The 17,977-nt window shown below is 67.9% G+C and carries 18 protein-coding genes; 9 read left to right on the forward strand and 9 right to left on the reverse strand.

Features of this window, described 5'->3' with window-relative positions; all coding sequences use genetic code 11:
- Window positions 1-108: 108 nt before the first annotated feature.
- Entirely contained in the window at window positions 109-933 is an 825-nt protein-coding gene (locus TSH20_RS28300; protein ID WP_109156680.1) for an aldo/keto reductase, read from the forward strand.
- A gap of 48 nt (window positions 934-981) precedes the next feature.
- Here the strand turns inward: TSH20_RS28300 and TSH20_RS28305 are convergent, their stop codons facing one another.
- The 4 genes from TSH20_RS28305 to TSH20_RS28320 all read right to left on the reverse strand — a co-directional run bounded on the left by TSH20_RS28305 (window position 982) and on the right by TSH20_RS28320 (window position 3,830).
- A complete protein-coding gene (locus TSH20_RS28305; RefSeq protein ID WP_109154215.1) occupies window positions 982-1,278 on the reverse strand; it encodes a CcdB family protein in 297 nt (98 codons plus the stop codon).
- Window positions 1,278-1,532, reverse strand: a complete 255-nt coding sequence (locus tag TSH20_RS28310; RefSeq protein ID WP_247870961.1) for a type II toxin-antitoxin system CcdA family antitoxin — start codon at window positions 1,530-1,532, stop codon at window positions 1,278-1,280. Before TSH20_RS28310 ends, TSH20_RS28305 begins: the two co-directional genes overlap by 1 nt.
- Window positions 1,533-1,618: 86 nt before the next feature.
- Window positions 1,619-3,079, reverse strand: a complete 1,461-nt coding sequence (locus tag TSH20_RS28315; RefSeq protein WP_109156682.1) for an ATP-binding protein — start codon at window positions 3,077-3,079, stop codon at window positions 1,619-1,621.
- Entirely contained in the window at window positions 3,069-3,830 is a 762-nt protein-coding gene (locus tag TSH20_RS28320) for a response regulator transcription factor (protein ID WP_109156683.1), read from the reverse strand. The genes TSH20_RS28315 and TSH20_RS28320 overlap by 11 nt, the downstream gene beginning before the upstream one ends.
- A gap of 249 nt (window positions 3,831-4,079) precedes the next feature.
- Here TSH20_RS28320 and TSH20_RS28325 point away from each other — a divergent pair, with 249 nt between their 5' ends.
- From TSH20_RS28325 to TSH20_RS28335, 3 genes are all read left to right on the forward strand, one after another.
- Window positions 4,080-5,348: an ABC transporter substrate-binding protein gene (locus TSH20_RS28325; RefSeq protein ID WP_247871430.1), complete on the forward strand. Its 1,269-nt coding sequence runs from the start codon at window positions 4,080-4,082 to the stop codon at window positions 5,346-5,348.
- A 623-nt stretch (window positions 5,349-5,971) separates the two neighbouring features.
- On the forward strand, window positions 5,972-7,417 hold the full coding sequence (locus tag TSH20_RS35380; protein ID WP_199232032.1) for a hypothetical protein: 1,446 nt from the start codon (window positions 5,972-5,974) through the stop codon (window positions 7,415-7,417).
- 100 nt (window positions 7,418-7,517) lie between these two features.
- The gene (locus TSH20_RS28335) at window positions 7,518-8,642 is read left to right on the forward strand and encodes a hypothetical protein (RefSeq protein WP_199232033.1); all 1,125 of its coding nucleotides are present in this window, start codon (window positions 7,518-7,520) and stop codon (window positions 8,640-8,642) included.
- Between the two features lie 25 nt (window positions 8,643-8,667).
- Here TSH20_RS28335 and TSH20_RS28340 read toward each other — a convergent pair whose 3' ends face one another.
- The 3 genes from TSH20_RS28340 to TSH20_RS28350 all read right to left on the reverse strand — a co-directional run bounded on the left by TSH20_RS28340 (window position 8,668) and on the right by TSH20_RS28350 (window position 10,535).
- Window positions 8,668-9,744, reverse strand: coding sequence for an NAD(P)-dependent alcohol dehydrogenase (locus tag TSH20_RS28340; protein ID WP_109156684.1), 1,077 nt, complete (start codon window positions 9,742-9,744; stop codon window positions 8,668-8,670).
- 132 nt (window positions 9,745-9,876) lie between these two features.
- A complete protein-coding gene (locus TSH20_RS28345; RefSeq protein WP_109156685.1) occupies window positions 9,877-10,260 on the reverse strand; it encodes a type II toxin-antitoxin system HicB family antitoxin in 384 nt (127 codons plus the stop codon).
- A complete protein-coding gene (locus tag TSH20_RS28350) occupies window positions 10,257-10,535 on the reverse strand; it encodes a hypothetical protein (RefSeq protein WP_109156686.1) in 279 nt (92 codons plus the stop codon). The genes TSH20_RS28345 and TSH20_RS28350 overlap by 4 nt, the downstream gene beginning before the upstream one ends.
- A 487-nt stretch (window positions 10,536-11,022) precedes the next feature.
- Here TSH20_RS28350 and groES point away from each other — a divergent pair, with 487 nt between their 5' ends.
- Together groES and groL are read left to right on the forward strand one after the other, a co-directional pair.
- Window positions 11,023-11,340 (forward strand): co-chaperone GroES, encoded by a 318-nt coding sequence (gene groES, locus TSH20_RS28355; RefSeq protein WP_109154222.1) that lies wholly within the window; start codon window positions 11,023-11,025, stop codon window positions 11,338-11,340.
- Between the two features lie 18 nt (window positions 11,341-11,358).
- A complete protein-coding gene (gene groL, locus TSH20_RS28360) occupies window positions 11,359-12,984 on the forward strand; it encodes a chaperonin GroEL (protein ID WP_109156687.1) in 1,626 nt (541 codons plus the stop codon).
- Between the two features lie 77 nt (window positions 12,985-13,061).
- On the opposite strand, the gene TSH20_RS28365 is transcribed toward groL, so the two are convergent.
- The gene (locus tag TSH20_RS28365) at window positions 13,062-14,093 is read right to left on the reverse strand and encodes a DUF4118 domain-containing protein (RefSeq protein ID WP_158282075.1); all 1,032 of its coding nucleotides are present in this window, start codon (window positions 14,091-14,093) and stop codon (window positions 13,062-13,064) included.
- Window positions 14,094-14,315: 222 nt separating this feature from the next.
- Between TSH20_RS28365 and TSH20_RS28370 the strand changes: the two genes are divergently transcribed.
- Both TSH20_RS28370 and TSH20_RS28375 read left to right on the forward strand, forming a co-directional pair.
- The gene (locus TSH20_RS28370) at window positions 14,316-15,461 is read left to right on the forward strand and encodes a PQQ-dependent sugar dehydrogenase (protein ID WP_109156689.1); all 1,146 of its coding nucleotides are present in this window, start codon (window positions 14,316-14,318) and stop codon (window positions 15,459-15,461) included.
- 31 nt (window positions 15,462-15,492) lie between these two features.
- A complete protein-coding gene (locus TSH20_RS28375; RefSeq protein WP_109156690.1) occupies window positions 15,493-15,969 on the forward strand; it encodes a GNAT family N-acetyltransferase in 477 nt (158 codons plus the stop codon).
- A 19-nt stretch (window positions 15,970-15,988) separates the two neighbouring features.
- Here TSH20_RS28375 and TSH20_RS28380 read toward each other — a convergent pair whose 3' ends face one another.
- On the reverse strand, window positions 15,989-16,966 hold the full coding sequence (locus tag TSH20_RS28380) for a quinone oxidoreductase (protein WP_199232035.1): 978 nt from the start codon (window positions 16,964-16,966) through the stop codon (window positions 15,989-15,991).
- A gap of 115 nt (window positions 16,967-17,081) precedes the next feature.
- Between TSH20_RS28380 and TSH20_RS28385 the strand changes: the two genes are divergently transcribed.
- Entirely contained in the window at window positions 17,082-17,957 is an 876-nt protein-coding gene (locus TSH20_RS28385; RefSeq protein WP_109156692.1) for a LysR family transcriptional regulator, read from the forward strand.
- The last annotated feature ends 20 nt before the right edge of the window (window positions 17,958-17,977 follow it).

Below are 17,977 nucleotides of genomic sequence, written 5' to 3' on the forward strand. Positions count from 1 at the left end.
TCACAGGTGATATGGCGGGAGAGGCGGTTTGCAGACTGCCCTTCCCGCCATATGTCTCCATCCGACACATGAAGAAGCGCCGCGGCGCCGATCAGGAGAGAGAGCAGGATGCAGACCGTGAAGGCGAATGGAGCCGAGATCCCGGCACTGGGCTTCGGCGTGTTCCGCATGTCGGACGAGGAGGTCGAGCGGGTGGTCCCGGCCGCGCTGGAAGCCGGTTTCCGTCATTTCGACACCGCACAGATCTACCGCAACGAGGCGGCGCTGGGCCGCGCCCTGCAAGCCGCAGGATCCCGCCGTGACGAGCTGTTCCTGACCACCAAGGTCTGGGTCGACAAATACAGCCCCGACCTGTTCGCCGCATCAGTGGACGAGAGCCTGGAAAAGCTGAAGGTCGACAGGGTCGATCTGCTTCTGCTGCACTGGCCGGCCGATCAGGTCGCCATCGCCGACCAGATCGAGATGCTGAACGCGGTGCAGGCCGCCGGCAAGACCCGCTTCATCGGCGTCAGCAACCAGAACATCGCCCAGCTGCGGGAGTCGGTGCAGCGCAGCCGCGCCCCCATCGTCACCAACCAGATCGAGGTGCACCCCTATCTCGACCAGAGCAAGATGGCGGCGGCGGTCAGGGAACTGGGCGTGGCGATCACCGCCTATTACGCCATGGCCGACGGCAAGGTGCCGCGCGATCCGGAATTGCAGCGGATCGGCGCCAAGTACGGCAAGACGGCGGCGCAGGTGGCGCTGCGCTGGCTGATCCAGTTGGGCCACATCGTGCTGTCGAAGACCGCCAAGCCGGAACGGGTGCCGGAGAACTTTGCGCTGTTCGACTTCGCGCTGGACGACGGCGACATGGCCGCGATTGCGAAGCTGGCGCAGCCGAATGGACGGATTGTCAGCCCTGCGGGGCTGGCGCCGGTTTGGGACAAGTGAGAAGCGAACAAAGCTGACGATTGAGGCGCGTGTCGTCGGCTCTCCGACTCACGCGCCAATCAGCATGTCCAAGGCGGCTACGATTGCGGTGTCCTCGGACAGCAAGTTACTGACCTGGGGGCCAAGCTCTGAAAGCATCACCGCACTGGCGAACTGGGTCACCATGACATGCGGGCGGCCTTCGACAGAGAACACGGGGTTAAGACGCGCTGCCGGACGCGGAGCCTTGTCCGGCGGAAGCAGCGGAGCCACGAAGCGCGTGTTCAGATCACGCAAAATATCGGCTTGAAGGTCCAGTAGATAACCCGGTCCGTCCAGCCGGCGATAAACGTCGAAACGCGCCATCAGTACGGCCGGTTCTTCGCCAGCGGAAGGCCATGCGCCTCCACATAGGCATTGGACGACTGTATGGCTTCCCGGTTCTCTTCCAGCCACTGCCGGTCGCGCAGTTCGGCAATCTGCTGTGCCAATCCGCGTTCGCAGGCACGCGACACATTGATGCCGAGTGCCTTTGCCTGCTCCAGCAAATCGCTGTTCAGGCTGATGTTCGTTGCCCGCCGGGGTGCAGACGCATCGAAGGAGTGGCGCTCACCGGCCATCGGAGCCTCCATGATAATACGCATAGAGAGTGCGCACACCTGACGCCCAAATCAAGCCGCAACCGCTCCCATAGCGACCAGAACAGTCACAACATCCGCGGCAGCGTCACCCTGACGCGCAACCCGCCGCTGGCGCGGTTGCTCAGCTCGATGCGGCCCTGGTGGGCCTCGACGATCGACTTCACGATGGACAGGCCCAGCCCGCTGCCGCCGGTCTTGCGGTTGCGGGAGCCTTCCAGCCGGACGAAGGGCTTGAAGACGTTGGCGATCTCCGCCTCCGGGATGCCCGGCCCCTCGTCGCAGACATCGACCACGATCTCGGCGGCGTCGGCATCGACGGAGATGGTGGCGCGCTCGCCATACTTGATGGCGTTGTCGATCAGGTTGGCGAAGGCGCGGCGCAGGCTGGACGGGCGGCCGGCGAGGCGGAGCTGGCGCGGCTGGTCGAAGCGGTCGTTGCGCTCCACCCCGCCGCCGAAGATGGTGCGGACGGCGGCGAACTGCAGCGGCGGCGGCTCGTGGTAGGTCACCGGGGCGCCGGTGTCGGCGTAATCGTCGCACAGGCTCTGCAACAGGCTGGCGAAGGCGACGACCTCCACCTGTTCGCGCAGCACGTCGTCGCCGAGGAACTCCAGCGTCGCGGTCACCATCGCCGCCATCTCGTCGATGTCGGCCATCATCTTGGCGCGCAGCGCGTCGTCGTCGACATACTCGGCGCGCAGCCGCAGCCGCGTCGCCGGGGTGCGCAGGTCGTGGCTGATCGCCGCCAGCAGATGGGTGCGACCCTCCATCAGGTCGCGCAGCGCGTTGCGTGCCTGGTTGAAGGCGCGAGCGAGCGAGGCGACCTCCTCCGGCCCGTCTTCCGGCAGCGGGCGGGGGTGGAGGCGGTCGTGCGGGCGGGTCGCCTGCTCCGCCAGCGCCTCCAGCGGGCGGACCAGCCGGCCGGGCAGCCAGAGCAGCAGTCCCAGCGCCAGACCTAAAGCCGCCAGACCGGCCAGCACCATCTCGAACGGCGTGCTGCGCGGCCGCCAGAAGCGCGGGCTGGCGAACTCCAGCCAGCCGCCGCCGGCAAGCTGGACATAGACGCGGGCGTCGCGCAGCTGGGCCGCCGTGTCCTCCGCCACCAGGGACAGCGATTCGGCCAGCGTCTGGGCATGGGCGGGCTGGAGCGGCAGCAGGGCGCGCGCGGCGGCGACGAACACCGGACGCGGCGCGTCGACAACGCCGTCAAGCACCCAGCCTGCAGGCACGGTCGGGGTTCCGGGGGCCTGCCAGGATACCGACAGGTCGGGCAGTCCGCTCAGCGCCAGCGCCGGCCCGGCGGCAACCCCGTCCAGTACGGCGCGGTCCGCCGCCTCCACCGCCGCGGCCATCGCCGGTCCCAGCCGGTGGGCGGTCAGCAGTTCCCGCGCGCGGTCATCCACCAGCCGCATGCCGACCAGCGCCCCGCCATGGGTCAACGCCAGCAGCGCCACCATCGCCAACAGGATACGGTGGCGCAGGCGGGCGGCGCGCAGCCGGGCCGGCAGCAGACGCTCAAGCGCCACGGCCGGTCCCGGAGCTGGGTCCGGAAGAGGCGGATTCGCCCTGGTCCACCACCGTCGCGATGAACTGGTAGCCGATGCCGCGCACCGTCTTGATCAGGGCCGAGCCGCCCGGCCCCTCCTCCAGCTTGCGGCGCAGGCGGCTGATCTGGATGTCGATGCTGCGGTCGAAGGGGATGGAGGTGTCGCCGCGGTGCTTTTCCAGCAGTTCGGTGCGCTCCACCACCTGCGGCGCGCGTTCCAGCAGCGTGCCGAGCAGAGCATATTCCCCCTGGCTGAGATGCACCACCACCCGGTCCGGCGTGCGCAGCTCCCGCCGGCCCTGGTCGAGCGACCAGCCGGCGAAGCCCAGCACGCGCGGCCGTTCGCGCACCGGCTCCGGCCCGCCGCAGCGGCGCAGGATGGCGCGGATGCGGGCCAGAAGTTCGCGGGCGCTGAAGGGCTTCACCAGATAATCGTCGGCGCCGACCTCCAGCCCGACGATGCGGTCGACCTCGCTGCCCATGGCGGTCAGCATGATGACCGGGGTTTCCGACTTGGCGCGCAAGGAACGGCACAGGCTGGTCCCGTCCTCCCCCGGCAGCATCACGTCCAGCACGATGAGGTCGACCGGCCATTGCGCCAGCACCCGCGCCATCTCGCGCCCGTCGCCGGCGGTGGAGACGCGGAATCCGCTCTTCACCAGGAAATCATGCAGCATGTCCCGGATCTCGGGATCGTCGTCCACGACCAGGAGATGGCGCGCGCGCTCCATGGTTTCCCTTCCCTATTCCGTATGGCGCATTCTTCTTTGTTGGCGCCGAGTGTAGCCTCCCCGGCCGGTCCGGGTACAGTGCGCCGCCAGGGCCGGTTTGTAACGGTTGCGTAACAGCGGCGGCGCCGTGAAAAGGCGTTGTTACCAAATAATCCGGGCGCCGAATTGCGTGCGGGATAGAGTTCCTCCAGCGGCCGAACGGCCAGCCGGAATACCGAACGAAGAAGGGAACAGGGGGAAATGTCCAAGATGCCGTCTCTCAGCACATCGATCCTCGGCATGACCGCGATCGCGACCGTGATGGCCGGCGCCCTGCTGGCCGCTCCGGCCCGGGCCGAGCCGAAGGTGGAGGTGCTGCATTACTGGACCTCCGGCGGCGAATCGAAGGCGGCGGGCGCGCTGCGCCAGGACTTCGAAGCGGCGGGCGGCAAGTGGATCGACGCGCCGGTGGCCGGCGGCGGCGGCGACGCGGCCAGCACCGTGCTGCGCTCCCGCGTGCTGGCCGGCGATCCGCCGAACGCGGTGCAGCTGAAGGGCCCGAACATCAAGGACTGGGCGGCGCAGGGCAAGCTGGCAACGCTGGACGATGTCGCCAAGGCGGAGAATTGGGACGCCATCCTGCCGCCGCAGATTCGCGACGTGGTGACCTACAAGGGCCATTATTACGCCGTTCCGGTGAACATCCACCGCGTCAACTGGATGTGGGTGAACCCGCAGGCGATGAAGAAGGCCGGCGTCGAGATCCCCAAGACCTGGGACGAGTTCAACGCCGCCGCCGAGAAGCTGAAGGCCGCCGGCATCATCCCGCTCGCCCATGGCGGCCAACCCTGGCAGGAAGGCGCGCTGTTCGAGGATGTCGTCCTCGGCCTCGGCGGTCCCGACTTCTACCGCAAGGCCCTGGTGGAGCTGGACGAGAAGTCGCTGACCAGCGACACGATGGTCAAGGTGTTCGACCAGATGCGCAAGCTGCGCGGCTATGTCGACGACGGCTTCCCCGGCCGCGAATGGAACCTCGCCGCCGGCCTGCTGATGAACGGACAGGCGGCCATGCAGATCATGGGCGACTGGGAAAAGGGCGAGCTGACCGCCGCCGGCAAGGTGCCGGGCAAGGACTTCGTCTGCGCCCATGTGCCGGGCAAGTCGGGCTACATCGTCAATTCCGACAGCTTCGTCATGTTCAGCTCGGCCGACCCCGACCGCGCCGCCGGCCAGAAGCTGCTGGCCAAGCTGATCCTGGGCAAGAAGTTCCAGGAGACCTTCAACGTGCTGAAGGGCTCGATCCCCGCCCGCCAGGACATGGCGCGCGACAGCTTCGACGAATGCGCGGTGAAGTCGATGGATGATCTGAAGGCCGCCATCGACAACAACAGCGCCGTGCCGTCGATGGCGCATGAAATGGCGGTGCCCGGCGCCGTGCGCGGTGCCTTCCTGGACGTCGTCACCGCCCACTTCAACTCCACCATGTCCTCGCAGGACGCGGTGAAGCGTCTGGCCGAGGCGGTCGATCTGGCGAAGTAAGTCTCCGTTTTTCTTTGGTGTCGTCTCTCCTTCTCTGGTGTTGCGCGTGACCTTGAAGCCCCCCTTCCACCATGGGAGAGGGGCTTTCTTCTTTCGCCCCGCGAATTGCGGGAGCCCCGCGGTTCCGGTGGTGAAACAGGATGGCGCCGGGCAGCCGAAAGTTCGCCGCGGCAACCCGACAGCCATTCCGGTGATCTCCGATGGGAACCGGATGGGTCCGACAGGCCGGACATTTGCCGGCGGCTTGCGGCCCACTTACCCCGATCGTGCGGAAGCGAAGGAAACCGGCGCGCACGCAAGGCGAATGGCCGCCGTCCGACAGGCAATGCGGGCATTAGCGCCGGAGCAATCTCTCTAGAATCTCTTTAGAAATTTATCGGTTCCGCCGACTTCCGCTAACGTGTTCACCGGCCTTTCCGTCGGGAACATCATTGGTGGGCGAAATGCGGATGCCGTTCCAAAAACAAACACTGCCTGCGGACACCAGTTTACCCGGCGGATTCGGCAACGGATCAATCAAGATCCTTGACCGTCTTGGACTGACGACAACCCTGTGCCTTTTGTCGCTCTCGGTGTTGAGCTATTTCCTCGCCGCGTCGAATACCCATTATGGGGAAGTCGGCTTGCCCAATCAGGCGGCGTTCTTCGACCGCCTGGCGGCCTCCATCGCCGATCTGCCCATCCCGCTGGCCCGCCAGTTGGCCCACGCGCTGACCGCCGGCAACGTCTTCACCCATGACGGCCTGTATTTCCTGGCCTATTGCCTGCCGCTCGCCCTTCCGGTCGCCTTGGCCGCATGGCTGTTCCGCTGGCTGTCCGACGTCGACGGGCCGGTTCCGAAGGCGGTGACGGACCGGCTGTTCCTGTGGCCGGTCGTCTTCACCGCCGTCAGCATCCTCTCGTTTCCGGTGATGACGCAGGACATCTGGTTTTCCGCGCTGTGGGGCGAGGAAGTCGTTCGGGGACAGAACCCCTATTATGCCCCCTTCACGCCGGAGCAGGCCGCCGCCTTCCCGTTCGACGAGGTGCCGGCAATGATGACCTACGGCCCGCTGTGGGCGGTGGTCTCGGCCGGCGTCATGGCGCTCAGCGGCGGGAACGTCTGGGTGACCGCGCTTCTGTTCAAGCTGCTGCTGGCAGGCGCCTGGATCGGCGGGCTCGCCATCATCCGGAAGATCGGCCGCAGCCATGACGAGGCGACCGCCGCCACCGGGCTCGTCGCCTTCGGCTGGCTGCCCATCGGCCACATCTATTCGGCCGGCGAGGCGCACAACGACATGGCGATGGTCGTCCTGATGCTGTTGTGGCTGATGCGCCTCTCCGCCGGCGACCGCGCCGGCCCGCTGGCTCTGGCGGCCTCGGCCGCCTGCAAATACACCAGCGCCGCCCTGGTCTCCGTCGACCTGCTCTACAGGTTCGGCAAATCCAGGAAGCTGGATTTCAAGGACAGGCTCACCGCCTACCTGCTGCGCGGAATCCCGGCCGCCGCCTTCTTCCTGGCCGTCCTGTTCCTCTTCTACCGCTCGCCCGCCTTCTTCGACGCCGTGCGCGGCATGTCCGGATGGCAGTGGCTGCAGCCGGCGGACGTCGTCCGGGTGGCGGAACGGATGCTGGGCATCGACATGGCCCCCTTGCGCTGGCTGGTACGCGGAGCCTTCGCCGGCTTCGCCCTGTGGACGCTGGCCGCGCTGTACCGGCGGCCGACCTCGGAGAATGCCTGGAAGGCCGCCACCGCGGTGATGGCGGCGGTGGTGTTCGGCCTGTCGACCCACCTGTGGCCCTGGTTCATGCTGTGGCCGCTGGCGCTGGCCGCGCTGGTGCCGTCCTGGTGGTTCTCGCGCTGGATCTTCGGCGTCGCGGCCCTGGCCCCCTTCGCGGTCGTCCCCTTCTGGCGCTACGAAGACGGATTCGATCCCTTCTACACCAAGACGCTGACCGCCCTTCCGCTCTATGCGGGGGCGACCCTCTTCATGGTCTGGATGCTTGGCCGCGGGGAGAGGGCGGCGGTCGCCGCATGGGCGGCGTCGCTGCCGGGACGCCTGCGCATGGCCCGGGCGCACCGATCATGAGGGGCCGGCCATGAGCGAGCACCGGATTCCAGCCAGCACGATCGAAACCCTCGCCACGACAGGCCGGACCACGGCTCCGCCCTTGCCTGGGAGTGACCCTATGCTGATGCCGACCCCGCAGCCGGCCAGGGACAGAAGCCTGGACGTCATCCGCGTCACCGCCCTTGTCTTCATGGTGGCGGCCCATTGGGGCCGCACGATCAAGGACGCCGACCACCTCGTCAACGTCCTGCAGTTCGTATTCGAACTGGCGCCGGTGATGTTCTTCTTCGCCTTCGGAATGACGCTCGATCATTTCCTGAGAAAGCCGCTGGCCCGGCGGATCGAAGGCCATCTGAAGCTGTTCATCCTGGCGGCCATCCACGGCCTGTACCAGGAGAAGAATCCGTTCACCAGCGACTTCTTCATGTTTCTCTTCGCCGCCCGGCTTCTGTTCGACATCCACGCCAGTGTCGGCGCCGCCAACCGGGTGTTCATCGCCCTTTTCCTTCTTGCGCTGTGCGGCGCCTGGGTCGTCCTTCCGCTCCCCTACGTCTACGACCTGTTCGCGTCGCCGTTTCCGGGCTGGTTTCCGGTGTTTCCCTGGATCCTCTTCGTCGTCGCCGGGCGGATGTTCGCCCATCACCGGCAGTCCTCCCGCACCGCGGTCATCGCCCTGCTGGGGTTGTCGGTGGCGCTGTTCGACATCCTGATCCTCGGGCACAGACTGTCGAAATGGCCGCTGTCGCCCGATTATGCGCTGCTGTTCGGCAGCGCGACCGCGCTGGCGTTCCTCGCCCTCGACCGCGTCCAATGGCCGGCCTTCCTGTCCTGGCGGACCGTGGACCTGCTGTCCGGCAATCTGCTGCTGGCGACCGCGCTGCATTACTTCGCCGTCGCCGCGGTGAGGTCGGCGCATGGCGCGCTGGCGCCGGTCCTCGCCGGATCGGTTCCCGCCGCCTATCTGCCGGCGGCGATCACCCTGGAATATGTCCTGCTGGCCGGCATCGCCTTCCTCATCCTGATCGCGCTGGTCCGCGCGACCCTGGCGGTGGGAGCCTGGCTGGACGGCCGCGGCATCCTGGGCATCGCCGACGCCCTGCTGCCGACGATCGCGGTGACCGGCATCGGTCTCTATGCCGCCATGCTCCACCTCAACAACGACCTGCGCGACGCCGGGCTGCCTTTCCTCGCCGCCGTCGCCTTCCTGGTCGTCTACAAACGAGGCGTGGGAGGGCGCGCATAGGAGGAGACCGGCGTCGCGACCGCCGTCAGTTCGGCGTGATCGCCACCTTCAGCACGCCGTCGCGCTGGTGGCCGAACAGCTCATAGGCCGCCTCTATCTGGTCCAACGTGAAGCGGTGGGTGACCAGCGGCTTCAGGTCGACGCGGCCGGAGGCGACGACGCCAAGCAGCCGGCGCATCCGCTCCTTGCCGCCGGGGCAGAGCGAAGTGACGATGGTGTGGTCGCCCAGCCCTGCCGCGAACGGCCCCAACGGCAGGCGCAGGTCGCCGGAATAGACGCCGAGGCTGGACAGAGTGCCGCCGGGCCGCAGGACGCGCAAGGCCGCCTCGAACGTCGCCTGGGTGCCCAGCGCCTCGATGGCGACATCGACGCCGCGGCCGTCGGTGAGGCGCATGATCTCCTCCACCGGATCGACACTGCGGAAATCCACCACATGGTCGGCGCCCATGCGCCGCGCCATCTCCAGCCGCGCCGGCACGGTGTCGACGCCGATGATGGTGGTGGCGCCCTTCAGCTTGGCCCCGGCGGTGGCACAGAGGCCGATGGGGCCCTGCGCGAACACCGCCACCGTGTCGCCGATGCGGATGTTGCCGCGCTCCGCCCCGGCGAAGCCGGTGGACATGATGTCGGGGCACATCAGCACCTCCTCGTCCGTCAGCCCGTCAGGGACGGGGGCGAGGTTGGTCATCGCGTCGGGCACCAGCAGATATTCGGCCTGGGCGCCGTCGATGCTGTTGCCGAACCGCCAGCCGCCCAGCGGCTTCCAGCCATGCCTGGTTCCGGCGCCGTCCTGGGAATGGCAGCCGCACAGGCAGGCGTTGCTGTGGCCGCTGGGGGTGATGGCCCCGGCGATCACCCGCTGCCCTTCCTGGTAGCCGGTGACGGCGGAGCCCAGCTTTTCGATGATGCCGACCGGCTCATGGCCGATGGTCAGGCCGCGATTGACCGGATATTCGCCCTTCAGGATGTGGATGTCGGTGCCGCAGATCGTCGTCGTGGTGATGCGGATCAGCGCGTCGAGCGGTCCGACGTCGGGGACCGGCTTGTCGTCCAGCACGATGCGGCCCGGTTCGACGAACACCGCCGCTTTCATCATGACCATGGCGTCCTCCCCTGGATGGTGGCCGCCGGTCCCGGAGCTGCGTCGCGCAAACATCGCAAACGGCCCGCGGCCGGCGTTGTGCTTCACGCCGTCCAGTCTGGCATGGCGGGGAGGGCCTCGCGTTGATGCAGATTAAATGGAGGGAGCTTTGGCGTCGGGGCCCGCGCTGTCACGACGCCCCAACCCTTCCGAGAGGAGCGAGACGACCAGGGTGTTCAGGCTGACGCCCTCACGCCCGGCCCGTTCGGTGAGCCGCCGATGCAGCGATTTCGGCACCCTCTGCTGCCACTTGCCGCTGAAGGCCCCGTCATCGGCGACCGACGGCGGCGGGATCTCCCGCCCTGCGGCACGCATCGCCTCGATCCAGCCGTGCATGGCGTCGGCACCGTTGGCAAGCGCCTCTTCGATGGAGTCACCGTCGGACATGCAGCCGGGAAGATCCGGAAATTCGATCAGGTATCCGCCGCCATCCTCTTCGCTGAGGGGCCGGATGGTGAAAGGATAGTCGAGTTTCATCGGTCATTCTCCTGTGCTTCACGCCGCTCCGTCGCCTGCCGTTCTCGGACGGCTTCGATGAAGGAGAGGAAGGCTTTGACATAGACCGCCTTGATCGGGCGATGAGCGGGAACGGATGGCGCCTCGACAACACCGGCATAGTCGAAAATGACGTGGCTGCCGGAGGGTTTGCGGATATTCACACCTTGTGCGCGGGCGACAGCCTCAAGATCCTCGATCCGCCAATCCCGCGGATTGTTCTTCATGCGGGCGAGGATCTTGTCCGTCTGAGTCATGAACGGATAGTATCACGGGCGGTACTGACGAACAAGCTGCCGACGGTCTCGCCGCCCCATCTTGACGCTCGCCCGGGCCTGGCTAAATTTTGCCCGCGCCGGGTTGCCTTACCCAACAGGGTCCCGGCTTACCCGAAGACCGTGTCCTGCATGTTGCTCTGCGGAGGATGTGTGCGATGCCGACGACAAGACTCTTGCGCGCCCCACCCCACCCGGTCCAGCCGGAATCGGCGCCCGCCTGAGACGACGGCCACTCCCGGCCGGCAAGACCTCAAGAACAGCCGAACAGATATATCGACCCGTGCCTGCAACAGCGGCCACGGACACTTGCCGTTGTCTAAGAAAAAACAAAAATACGCTGATTTTTCCTTCAAAAATCCCCTTGACGACCAAAACAGCCTGAGTAAATTTCCCAACCGAAAGCGCGGCCCATTCGGGCGTGCTTGGGAAAGACAGACATTCGCTTACGCTCAAGGAGTGTCACACCATGAAGTTCAAACCGCTTCACGACCGCGTTCTGGTCCGCCGCGTCGAATCCGACACCAGGACGAAGGGTGGCATCATCATCCCCGACACCGCCAAGGAAAAGCCGCAGGAGGGCGAGGTCATCGCCGTCGGTGCGGGCGCGCGGGACGAGGCCGGCAAGCTGATCGCCCTCGACGTGAAGCCCGGCGACCGCGTGCTGTTCGGCAAATGGTCCGGCACCGAGGTGAAGATCGACGGCGAGGATCTCCTGATCATGAAGGAGAGCGACATCCTCGGCGTGATCGAGGCTGCCGCCGAACCCGCCAAGAAGGCCGCGTGATAGGGGAGGAACAGGACCATGGCTGCGAAGGACGTGAAGTTCGGCTCCACCGCCCGCGACAAGATGCTGCGCGGCGTGGACATCCTGGCCGACGCCGTGAAGGTCACGCTGGGCCCGAAGGGCCGCAACGTGGTGATTGAGAAGTCGTTCGGCGCCCCGCGCATCACCAAGGACGGCGTGTCGGTCGCCAAGGAAATCGAGCTGGCCGACAAGTTCGAGAATATGGGCGCGCAGATGCTGCGCGAGGTTGCGTCGAAGACCGCCGATCTGGCCGGCGACGGCACCACCACCGCCACCGTGCTGGCCCAGGCCATCGTTCGCGAGGGCGCCAAGTCGGTCGCCGCCGGCATCAATCCGATGGACCTGAAGCGTGGCATCGACATGGCAGTCGACGCCGTGGTGACCGAGCTGAAGGCCCGCTCCAAGAAGGTGACCACCAACGAGGAGATCGCCCAGGTCGGCACCATCTCCGCCAACGGCGACCGTGAGATCGGCGACATGCTGGCCCGCGCGATGGAGAAGGTCGGCAACGAGGGCGTCATCACCGTCGAGGAGGCCAAGAGCCTGGAGACCGAGCTGGACGTGGTCGAGGGCATGCAGTTCGACCGCGGCTATACTTCGCCCTACTTCGTCACCAACGCCGACAAGATGCAGGTGGAGCTGGATGACCCGTACATCCTGATCCACGACAAGAAGCTGTCCGGCATCCAGGCCATCATCCCGGTGCTGGAGAAGGTCGTGCAGTCGGGCAAGCCGCTGCTGATCATCGCCGAGGAGGTCGAGGGCGAGGCCTTGGCGACCCTAGTGGTCAACCGCCTGCGCGGCGGCCTGAAGGTCGCGGCGGTGAAGGCCCCCGGCTTCGGCGACCGCCGCAAGGCCATGCTGGAGGACATCGCCATCCTCACCGGCGGTCAGGTGATCAGCGAGGAGGTTGGCATCAAGCTGGACGGCGTCACCATCGACATGCTGGGCCGCGCCGGCAAGGTGGTCATCACCAAGGACAACACCACCATCGTCAACGGCGTCGGGTCGAAGGACGACATCAAGGCCCGCTGCGGCCAGATCCGCCAGCAGATCGAGGAGACGACCTCCGACTACGACCGCGAGAAGCTGCAGGAGCGGCTGGCCAAGCTGGCCGGCGGCGTCGCGGTGATCCGCGTCGGCGGCGCCACCGAGGTGGAGGTGAAGGAGCGCAAGGACCGCGTCGACGATGCCATGCACGCCACCCGCGCGGCGGTGGAGGAAGGCATCCTGCCGGGCGGCGGCGTGGCGTTGGCCCGTGCGGTCGCGGTGCTGGAGAGCGTCAAGCCGGCCAACGACGACCAGCGCGTCGGCGTGGAGATCGTGCGCCGGGCGCTGACCGCCCCGGTGCGCCAGATCGCCACAAACGCCGGCGTCGACGGCTCGATCATCGTCGGCAAGCTGACCGACAGCAAGGACTACGGCGTCGGCTATGACGCGGCCAAGGGCGAGTGGTGCGATCTGGTGAAGGCCGGCATCATCGACCCGGCCAAGGTGGTGCGCACCGCGCTGCAGGATGCGGCCTCCGTCGCCGGCCTGCTGATCACCACCGAGGCGATGGTCGCCCAACTGCCGGAGAAGAAGCCCGCCATGCCCGCCCCCGGCGCCGACATGGACTTCTGATCCGGACGGCCGCACATCGCCTGCAGTCTGGATGTTCCCTGGACGGGGTCGCGCCCATGGTGGCGCGACCCCTCTTTTCATGAGGCGGCGGGCCTGTCGTCCGGCAATGCCTCCCGGCAGCAGGGAAAGCGCAGGGTGACCTTCAGTCCCTGCTCCGGCCGGGGCTCGAGGTCGAGGCTGCCGCGCAGCTGCATGGCAAGCTGCCGCATGATCCGGCCGCCCAGCCCGGTTCCCTGCGGCCGGTCGGACAGGATGCCCACGCCGTCGTCGCAGACGCGCAGCACGCACTCCGTCTCCTCCTTGCGGAAGGACAGGTCGATGCGGCCGGATCGGCCGTCGGGGAAGGCGTATTTCAGCGCGTTGGTGATCAGCTCGTTGGCGACGGTGCCGACCGCCACGGCGACGCCCATGTCGAGGTCGACGTCGTCCACCTCCGCGCTGACCGCAACCGGCCGGACCCCGACGACGCCGAGCTGGATGTCCTCCACCAGGCTTTCCAGGAAGTCCCTGGAACCGACGATGTTGACGCCCTCCACCCGGCGCAGGCGGACATAGACGCGGGACAGCACGCCGATCCGCTCGATGGTGCCGTTGACGATGTCCTGCCCGGTCCCCGACTTGTGGGCCGCGAGTGTCAGCTGGGCGCAGATCTGCTGCAGGTCGTTGCGGATCCGGTGATGGATCTCGTGCAGCATCAGGTCCTTTTCCGCATTGGCGGCGGACAGCTGGTCCCAGGACAGACGCAGCTGCTCGTTCGCCCGGCGCAGGGCGTGAGCCCCGGCGGCGATCCCGAAGCCCAGCGCCATATAGATGAGGAAGGCCAGCCGGTCGCCCGGTTCGGCGATCCACAGCTGCCATTCCGGCTTCATGAAGAACCAGGCCGAACACAGCCCGGACAGGGCCACGGACAGATAGCCCGACCCGCGGTCGAACAGCAGCGAGATGACGAAGATGGTCGGGATGAAGACCAGGAACGGGTATTTGAACAGCAGCGGGTCCAGCGCGTAGCGCAGCAGTGCCGTCAGCCCCACCAGCAGCAGCGTGATCCCATATCGTGCCCAGGCCGCGTGCGGCAAGCTGGAACTCAGCCGGCGCAAGATGCTGTCCATACCCCGTGCCTTGCTCCCCGCAGCGCAACCCACGACACAACCGACGGGATAACAGCCGGGATCCGGATTCGGATGACCGGGGTATGCGCACAATGTTGTGACGAATTTCGTCGATGCCCCTTTTCGCGGTGGCGGCATCGAAGTCTTTCGGAGTGGCCGGCCTTGGCCGCCGGTGCGGCACCCCCACCTACAAGGCCAACCAATAGAAACCGGAGGATCGTGATGCGCAGCACCCTGACCCTGTCGGCCCCAAGCCCTGTTGCCGCCCTTGTTGCCGCCGGTCTTTTCGCCACCGGCCCTGCCCTGGCGCAGGCGGTCAAGACCGTTCCGACCAGTGCCGGGCCGGTGGAGGTCAGCCGCTTCGCCGACGGGCTGGAACGGCCCTGGGGCATCGATTTCCTGCCGGATGGCCGGGCGCTGGTTACGGAGAAGCCGGGGCGGCTGAGGATCATGGCGCGCGACGGCTCTCTGTCCCCGCCGCTGGCCGGCACGCCGAAGGTCTTCGCCCAGGGCCAGGGCGGGCTGATGGACGTGGCGGCCGATCCGGATTTTGCCCGCAACCGCACCGTCTATCTCGCCTATGCCGAGCCGGGCGAGAACGGAACCGCCGGGACGGCGCTGGGACGCGGCACGCTGGGCGAAAGCGGAATCGAGGACTTCCAGGTCATCTTCCGCCAGTCGCCCAAGGTGGACGGCGGCAACCATTTCGGCACCCGTATCGCCTTCGCCCCCGACGGCCACCTCTTCCTGACGCTGGGCGAACGCTACAAGTTCGACCCGGCGCAGAAGCGCGACAACACGCTGGGCAAGGTGGTCCGGCTGAACCGCGACGGCTCGCTGCCGAAGGACAACCCCTTCGCCGGCGAGGGCAAGACGGCCGGCGCCATCTGGTCCTACGGCCACCGCAACATCGAGGCGGCGGCCATCGACCCGCGCAGCGGCTCGCTATGGATCGGCGAGATGGGACCGCTGGGCGGCGACGAGTTGAACCGGCCGGAAGCCGGCAGGAATTACGGCTGGCCGGTGGTCAGCTGGGGCAAGCATTACGACGGCCGCGACATCCCCGATCCGCCGACCCGCAAGGACTTCGCCGATGCGGCGATCCATTGGACGCCGGTGATCTCGCCCTCAGGCATGGTTTTCTACACCGGCGGGCTGTTCCGCGACTGGCAGGGCAGCGCTTTGCTCGGCGGCCTGAGCGCCAGGGGACTGGTGCGCGTCGCCATCGACGGAAGCAGCGCGAAGGAAGTGGAGCGCATTCCGCTCGACGCGCGCATCCGCGATGTGGCACAGGGACCGGACGACGCCCTCTATGTCATCACCGATGCCGCCGACGGCGTGGTTCTGAGGCTGGCGCCGGCGAAGTGACCGCCTGAAGATGGGCCGAAAGAAGGGGCAGATGAGGATCAGAGACTACCGACCGTCGGACGCCCCGGTTCTGGCGGAGATCTATGCCCGCTCCGTCCGCGGCATCGGCTGGCGATTCTACAGCCCCGAGCAGGTGGAGGCCTGGGCCGCGCAGGCGCCGACGGTGGAGCGGGTGCGGGAGGCCTATGGCGACGGCCGCGTCGCCCTGGTCGCGGTGGACGAGGCCGACCGGCCGGTGGCCTTCAGCGACGTCGAATCCGACGGCCACATCAACTTCCTCTATTGCGCGCCGGAAGCCGCCGGCCGCGGCGTGATGTCGGCGCTGGTCGACATGCTGGAGGCGCGCGCCCGGGCGCTCGGCCATCCCCGCCTGCATGTGGAAGCGAGCGAGGCGGCCCGCCCCTTCTTCCTGCGCCGCGGCTTCACCCTGCTGGAGCGCCGCGAGCTGCGGATCGGCGACGTGCCGATCCACAACTATGCGATGGAGAAGTGGCTGGCGCCGCGATAGGCGGCGCGTCAGGCCGGCGTCAGTTGGGCATCAGCACCAGGGCGCCGCTGGTGCCGCGCCCTTCCAGCGCGCGATGGGCCTCGGCGGCGGCGTCCAACGGCAGGCAGGTCACCGGGCCGGCACTCAGGCCATTGGCGACACGCGACAGCACCTCCTCGGCGGCGACGCGGTAGGCGGCGAGGTCGGACATGTAGCCGAACACGCTGGGCCGGGCGAGGCAAAGCGAACGGCGCGGCCCAAGTTCGGACAGCTCGATCGGCGAAACCGGGCCGCCGGCCTGACCGACGCTGGCCACCGTGCCGAACAGCCGCACCGCGTCGAAGGTCCGGCGCAGCGTGTCGCCGCCGATGCCGTCCACCGCGACGTCGGCTCCGCGCCCGCCGGTCAGGTCGCGCACCGCGGCGACGAAGTCCTCCTCCTGGTAAAGGATGGCGTGGTCGAGCCCGTGGGCGCGGGCGGTCTCCGCCTTGGCGGCGCTGCCGACGGTGCCGATGACGGTGGCGCCCAGGCTCTTCGCCCATTGGGTCAGCAGCAGGCCCAGCCCGCCGGCGGCGGCGTGCACCAGGATCGTACTGCCGGGACCCACCGGGCAGACCCGGTTCAGCAGCATATGCACGGTGATCCCGCGCAGCATCAGCGAGGCGGCAGTGACCGGCTCGACACCGTCGGGCAGGCGTACGGCGCGGTCGGCGGCGAGCAGGCGCGCCTCGGCATAGCCGCCGGCCGGCAGACCGGCCCAGGCGACGCGGTCGCCGACGGCGAGCCCCTCCACGCCCGGCCCGACCGCCTCCACCACGCCTGCGCCTTCGACGCCGAGCGTGGCGGGATAGCATGGCAGCGGGTACAGGCCGGTGCGATGGTAGATGTCGACGAAATTGACCCCGGCGGCCTCATGGCGCAGGCGGATTTCCCCGGCGCCCGGCGCCGGCAGGTCGATAAGGGCGTGCTTCAGCACCTCGGCGCCACCCGGCGCGGTCATCTGAATGGAGCGGATCATCGCGGCTGTCTCCGTCAATCGTTGCGATGGAGCGGAGGTTAATCTGTGGCGCAGTACGCGGACATTCGGCAAGATTGCTCACAAGCCGGGTGTTTTTACGCAGAACTGGTGAGCGATGAATTGGGATGACTTGCGCATCTTCCTGGCGCTGGCGGACAGCGGCAGCCTGTCGGCGACGGCGCGGAGGCTGGGAGTCGACCATTCCACGGTCGCCCGCCGGGTGGCGGCGCTGGAAGCCGATCTGGGCGTGCGCCTGTTCGACCGGCTGCCGCGCGGCTACGCCCCGACGGCGGAGGGGGAGGAGTTCGCGGCGCTGGCCCGCCGGGTGGAGGACGGCGTGCTGGCGGTGGAGCGCCATGCCCGCGGCCAGCCGGGCGAGCCGGCCGGCACGGTGCGCCTGTCGGCCCCGCCGGCCTTCGCCAGCCATTTCCTCGCCCCGCGGTTGGCCGGGCTGCGGCGGACCTTGCCGAAGTTGGTGGTGGAGCTGGTGGGCGATGCCCGCGCGGTCAGCCTGACCCGGCGGGAAGCCGACCTCGCCCTGCGCCTGCAGCGGCCGGAGGACGAGGGGCTGGTGGCCCGGCGCGTCGGCGCGATGGGCTACGGGCTTTACGCCACGCAAGGCTATCTCGACGGACGGGACGAGGCCGGCTGGGAGTTCATCGGCTATGACGAGAGCCTTGACCATGTGCCGCAACAGCGCTGGCTGCGCCAGATCGCCGGCCGCCGACCCTTCGTCTTCCGCGCCAACGACCTGATGAGCCTGCGCGGCGCGGCGGCGGCCGGCGTCGGCATCGCGGCGATTCCGCATTTCCTCGGCCGGTCCGATCCCGCCCTGGTCGCGGTCATGCCCGACCCCGCTCCCCCGCCGCCGCAGCCGCGCGAGCTGTGGCTGCTGGTGCATGGCGATTTGCGGCGGTCGGCACGGGTGCGGGCGGTGATGGACGCCCTGGTGTCGATCATCGCCAACGGGCGGCAACTGCTGGAGGATTGAGGGAGTTCATCGCCTGCCCA

It is taken from the genome of Azospirillum sp. TSH20 (assembly GCF_003115935.1).
In the GTDB taxonomy this organism is placed as follows: Bacteria; Pseudomonadota; Alphaproteobacteria; order Azospirillales; family Azospirillaceae; genus Azospirillum.

Bases quoted from the DNA above. Each gene is read 5' to 3' on its own strand.
- TSH20_RS28300 (WP_109156680.1), top strand. From the start codon at position 109: ATGCAGACCGTGAAGGCGAATGGAGCCGAGATCCCGGCACTGGGCTTC.
- TSH20_RS28305 (WP_109154215.1), bottom strand. From the start codon at position 1,278: ATGGCGCGTTTCGACGTTTATCGCCGGCTGGACGGACCGGGTTATCTA.
- TSH20_RS28310 (WP_247870961.1), bottom strand. From the start codon at position 1,532: ATGGCCGGTGAGCGCCACTCCTTCGATGCGTCTGCACCCCGGCGGGCA.
- TSH20_RS28320 (WP_109156683.1), bottom strand. From the start codon at position 3,830: ATGGAGCGCGCGCGCCATCTCCTGGTCGTGGACGACGATCCCGAGATC.
- TSH20_RS28325 (WP_247871430.1), top strand. From the start codon at position 4,080: ATGCCGTCTCTCAGCACATCGATCCTCGGCATGACCGCGATCGCGACC.
- TSH20_RS28335 (WP_199232033.1), top strand. From the start codon at position 7,518: ATGCTGATGCCGACCCCGCAGCCGGCCAGGGACAGAAGCCTGGACGTC.
- TSH20_RS28340 (WP_109156684.1), bottom strand. From the start codon at position 9,744: ATGGTCATGATGAAAGCGGCGGTGTTCGTCGAACCGGGCCGCATCGTG.
- TSH20_RS28345 (WP_109156685.1), bottom strand. From the start codon at position 10,260: ATGAAACTCGACTATCCTTTCACCATCCGGCCCCTCAGCGAAGAGGAT.
- TSH20_RS28350 (WP_109156686.1), bottom strand. From the start codon at position 10,535: ATGACTCAGACGGACAAGATCCTCGCCCGCATGAAGAACAATCCGCGG.
- groES (WP_109154222.1), top strand. From the start codon at position 11,023: ATGAAGTTCAAACCGCTTCACGACCGCGTTCTGGTCCGCCGCGTCGAA.
- groL (WP_109156687.1), top strand. From the start codon at position 11,359: ATGGCTGCGAAGGACGTGAAGTTCGGCTCCACCGCCCGCGACAAGATG.
- TSH20_RS28365 (WP_158282075.1), bottom strand. From the start codon at position 14,093: ATGGACAGCATCTTGCGCCGGCTGAGTTCCAGCTTGCCGCACGCGGCC.
- TSH20_RS28370 (WP_109156689.1), top strand. From the start codon at position 14,316: ATGCGCAGCACCCTGACCCTGTCGGCCCCAAGCCCTGTTGCCGCCCTT.
- TSH20_RS28375 (WP_109156690.1), top strand. From the start codon at position 15,493: ATGAGGATCAGAGACTACCGACCGTCGGACGCCCCGGTTCTGGCGGAG.
- TSH20_RS28380 (WP_199232035.1), bottom strand. From the start codon at position 16,966: ATGATCCGCTCCATTCAGATGACCGCGCCGGGTGGCGCCGAGGTGCTG.
- TSH20_RS28385 (WP_109156692.1), top strand. From the start codon at position 17,082: ATGAATTGGGATGACTTGCGCATCTTCCTGGCGCTGGCGGACAGCGGC.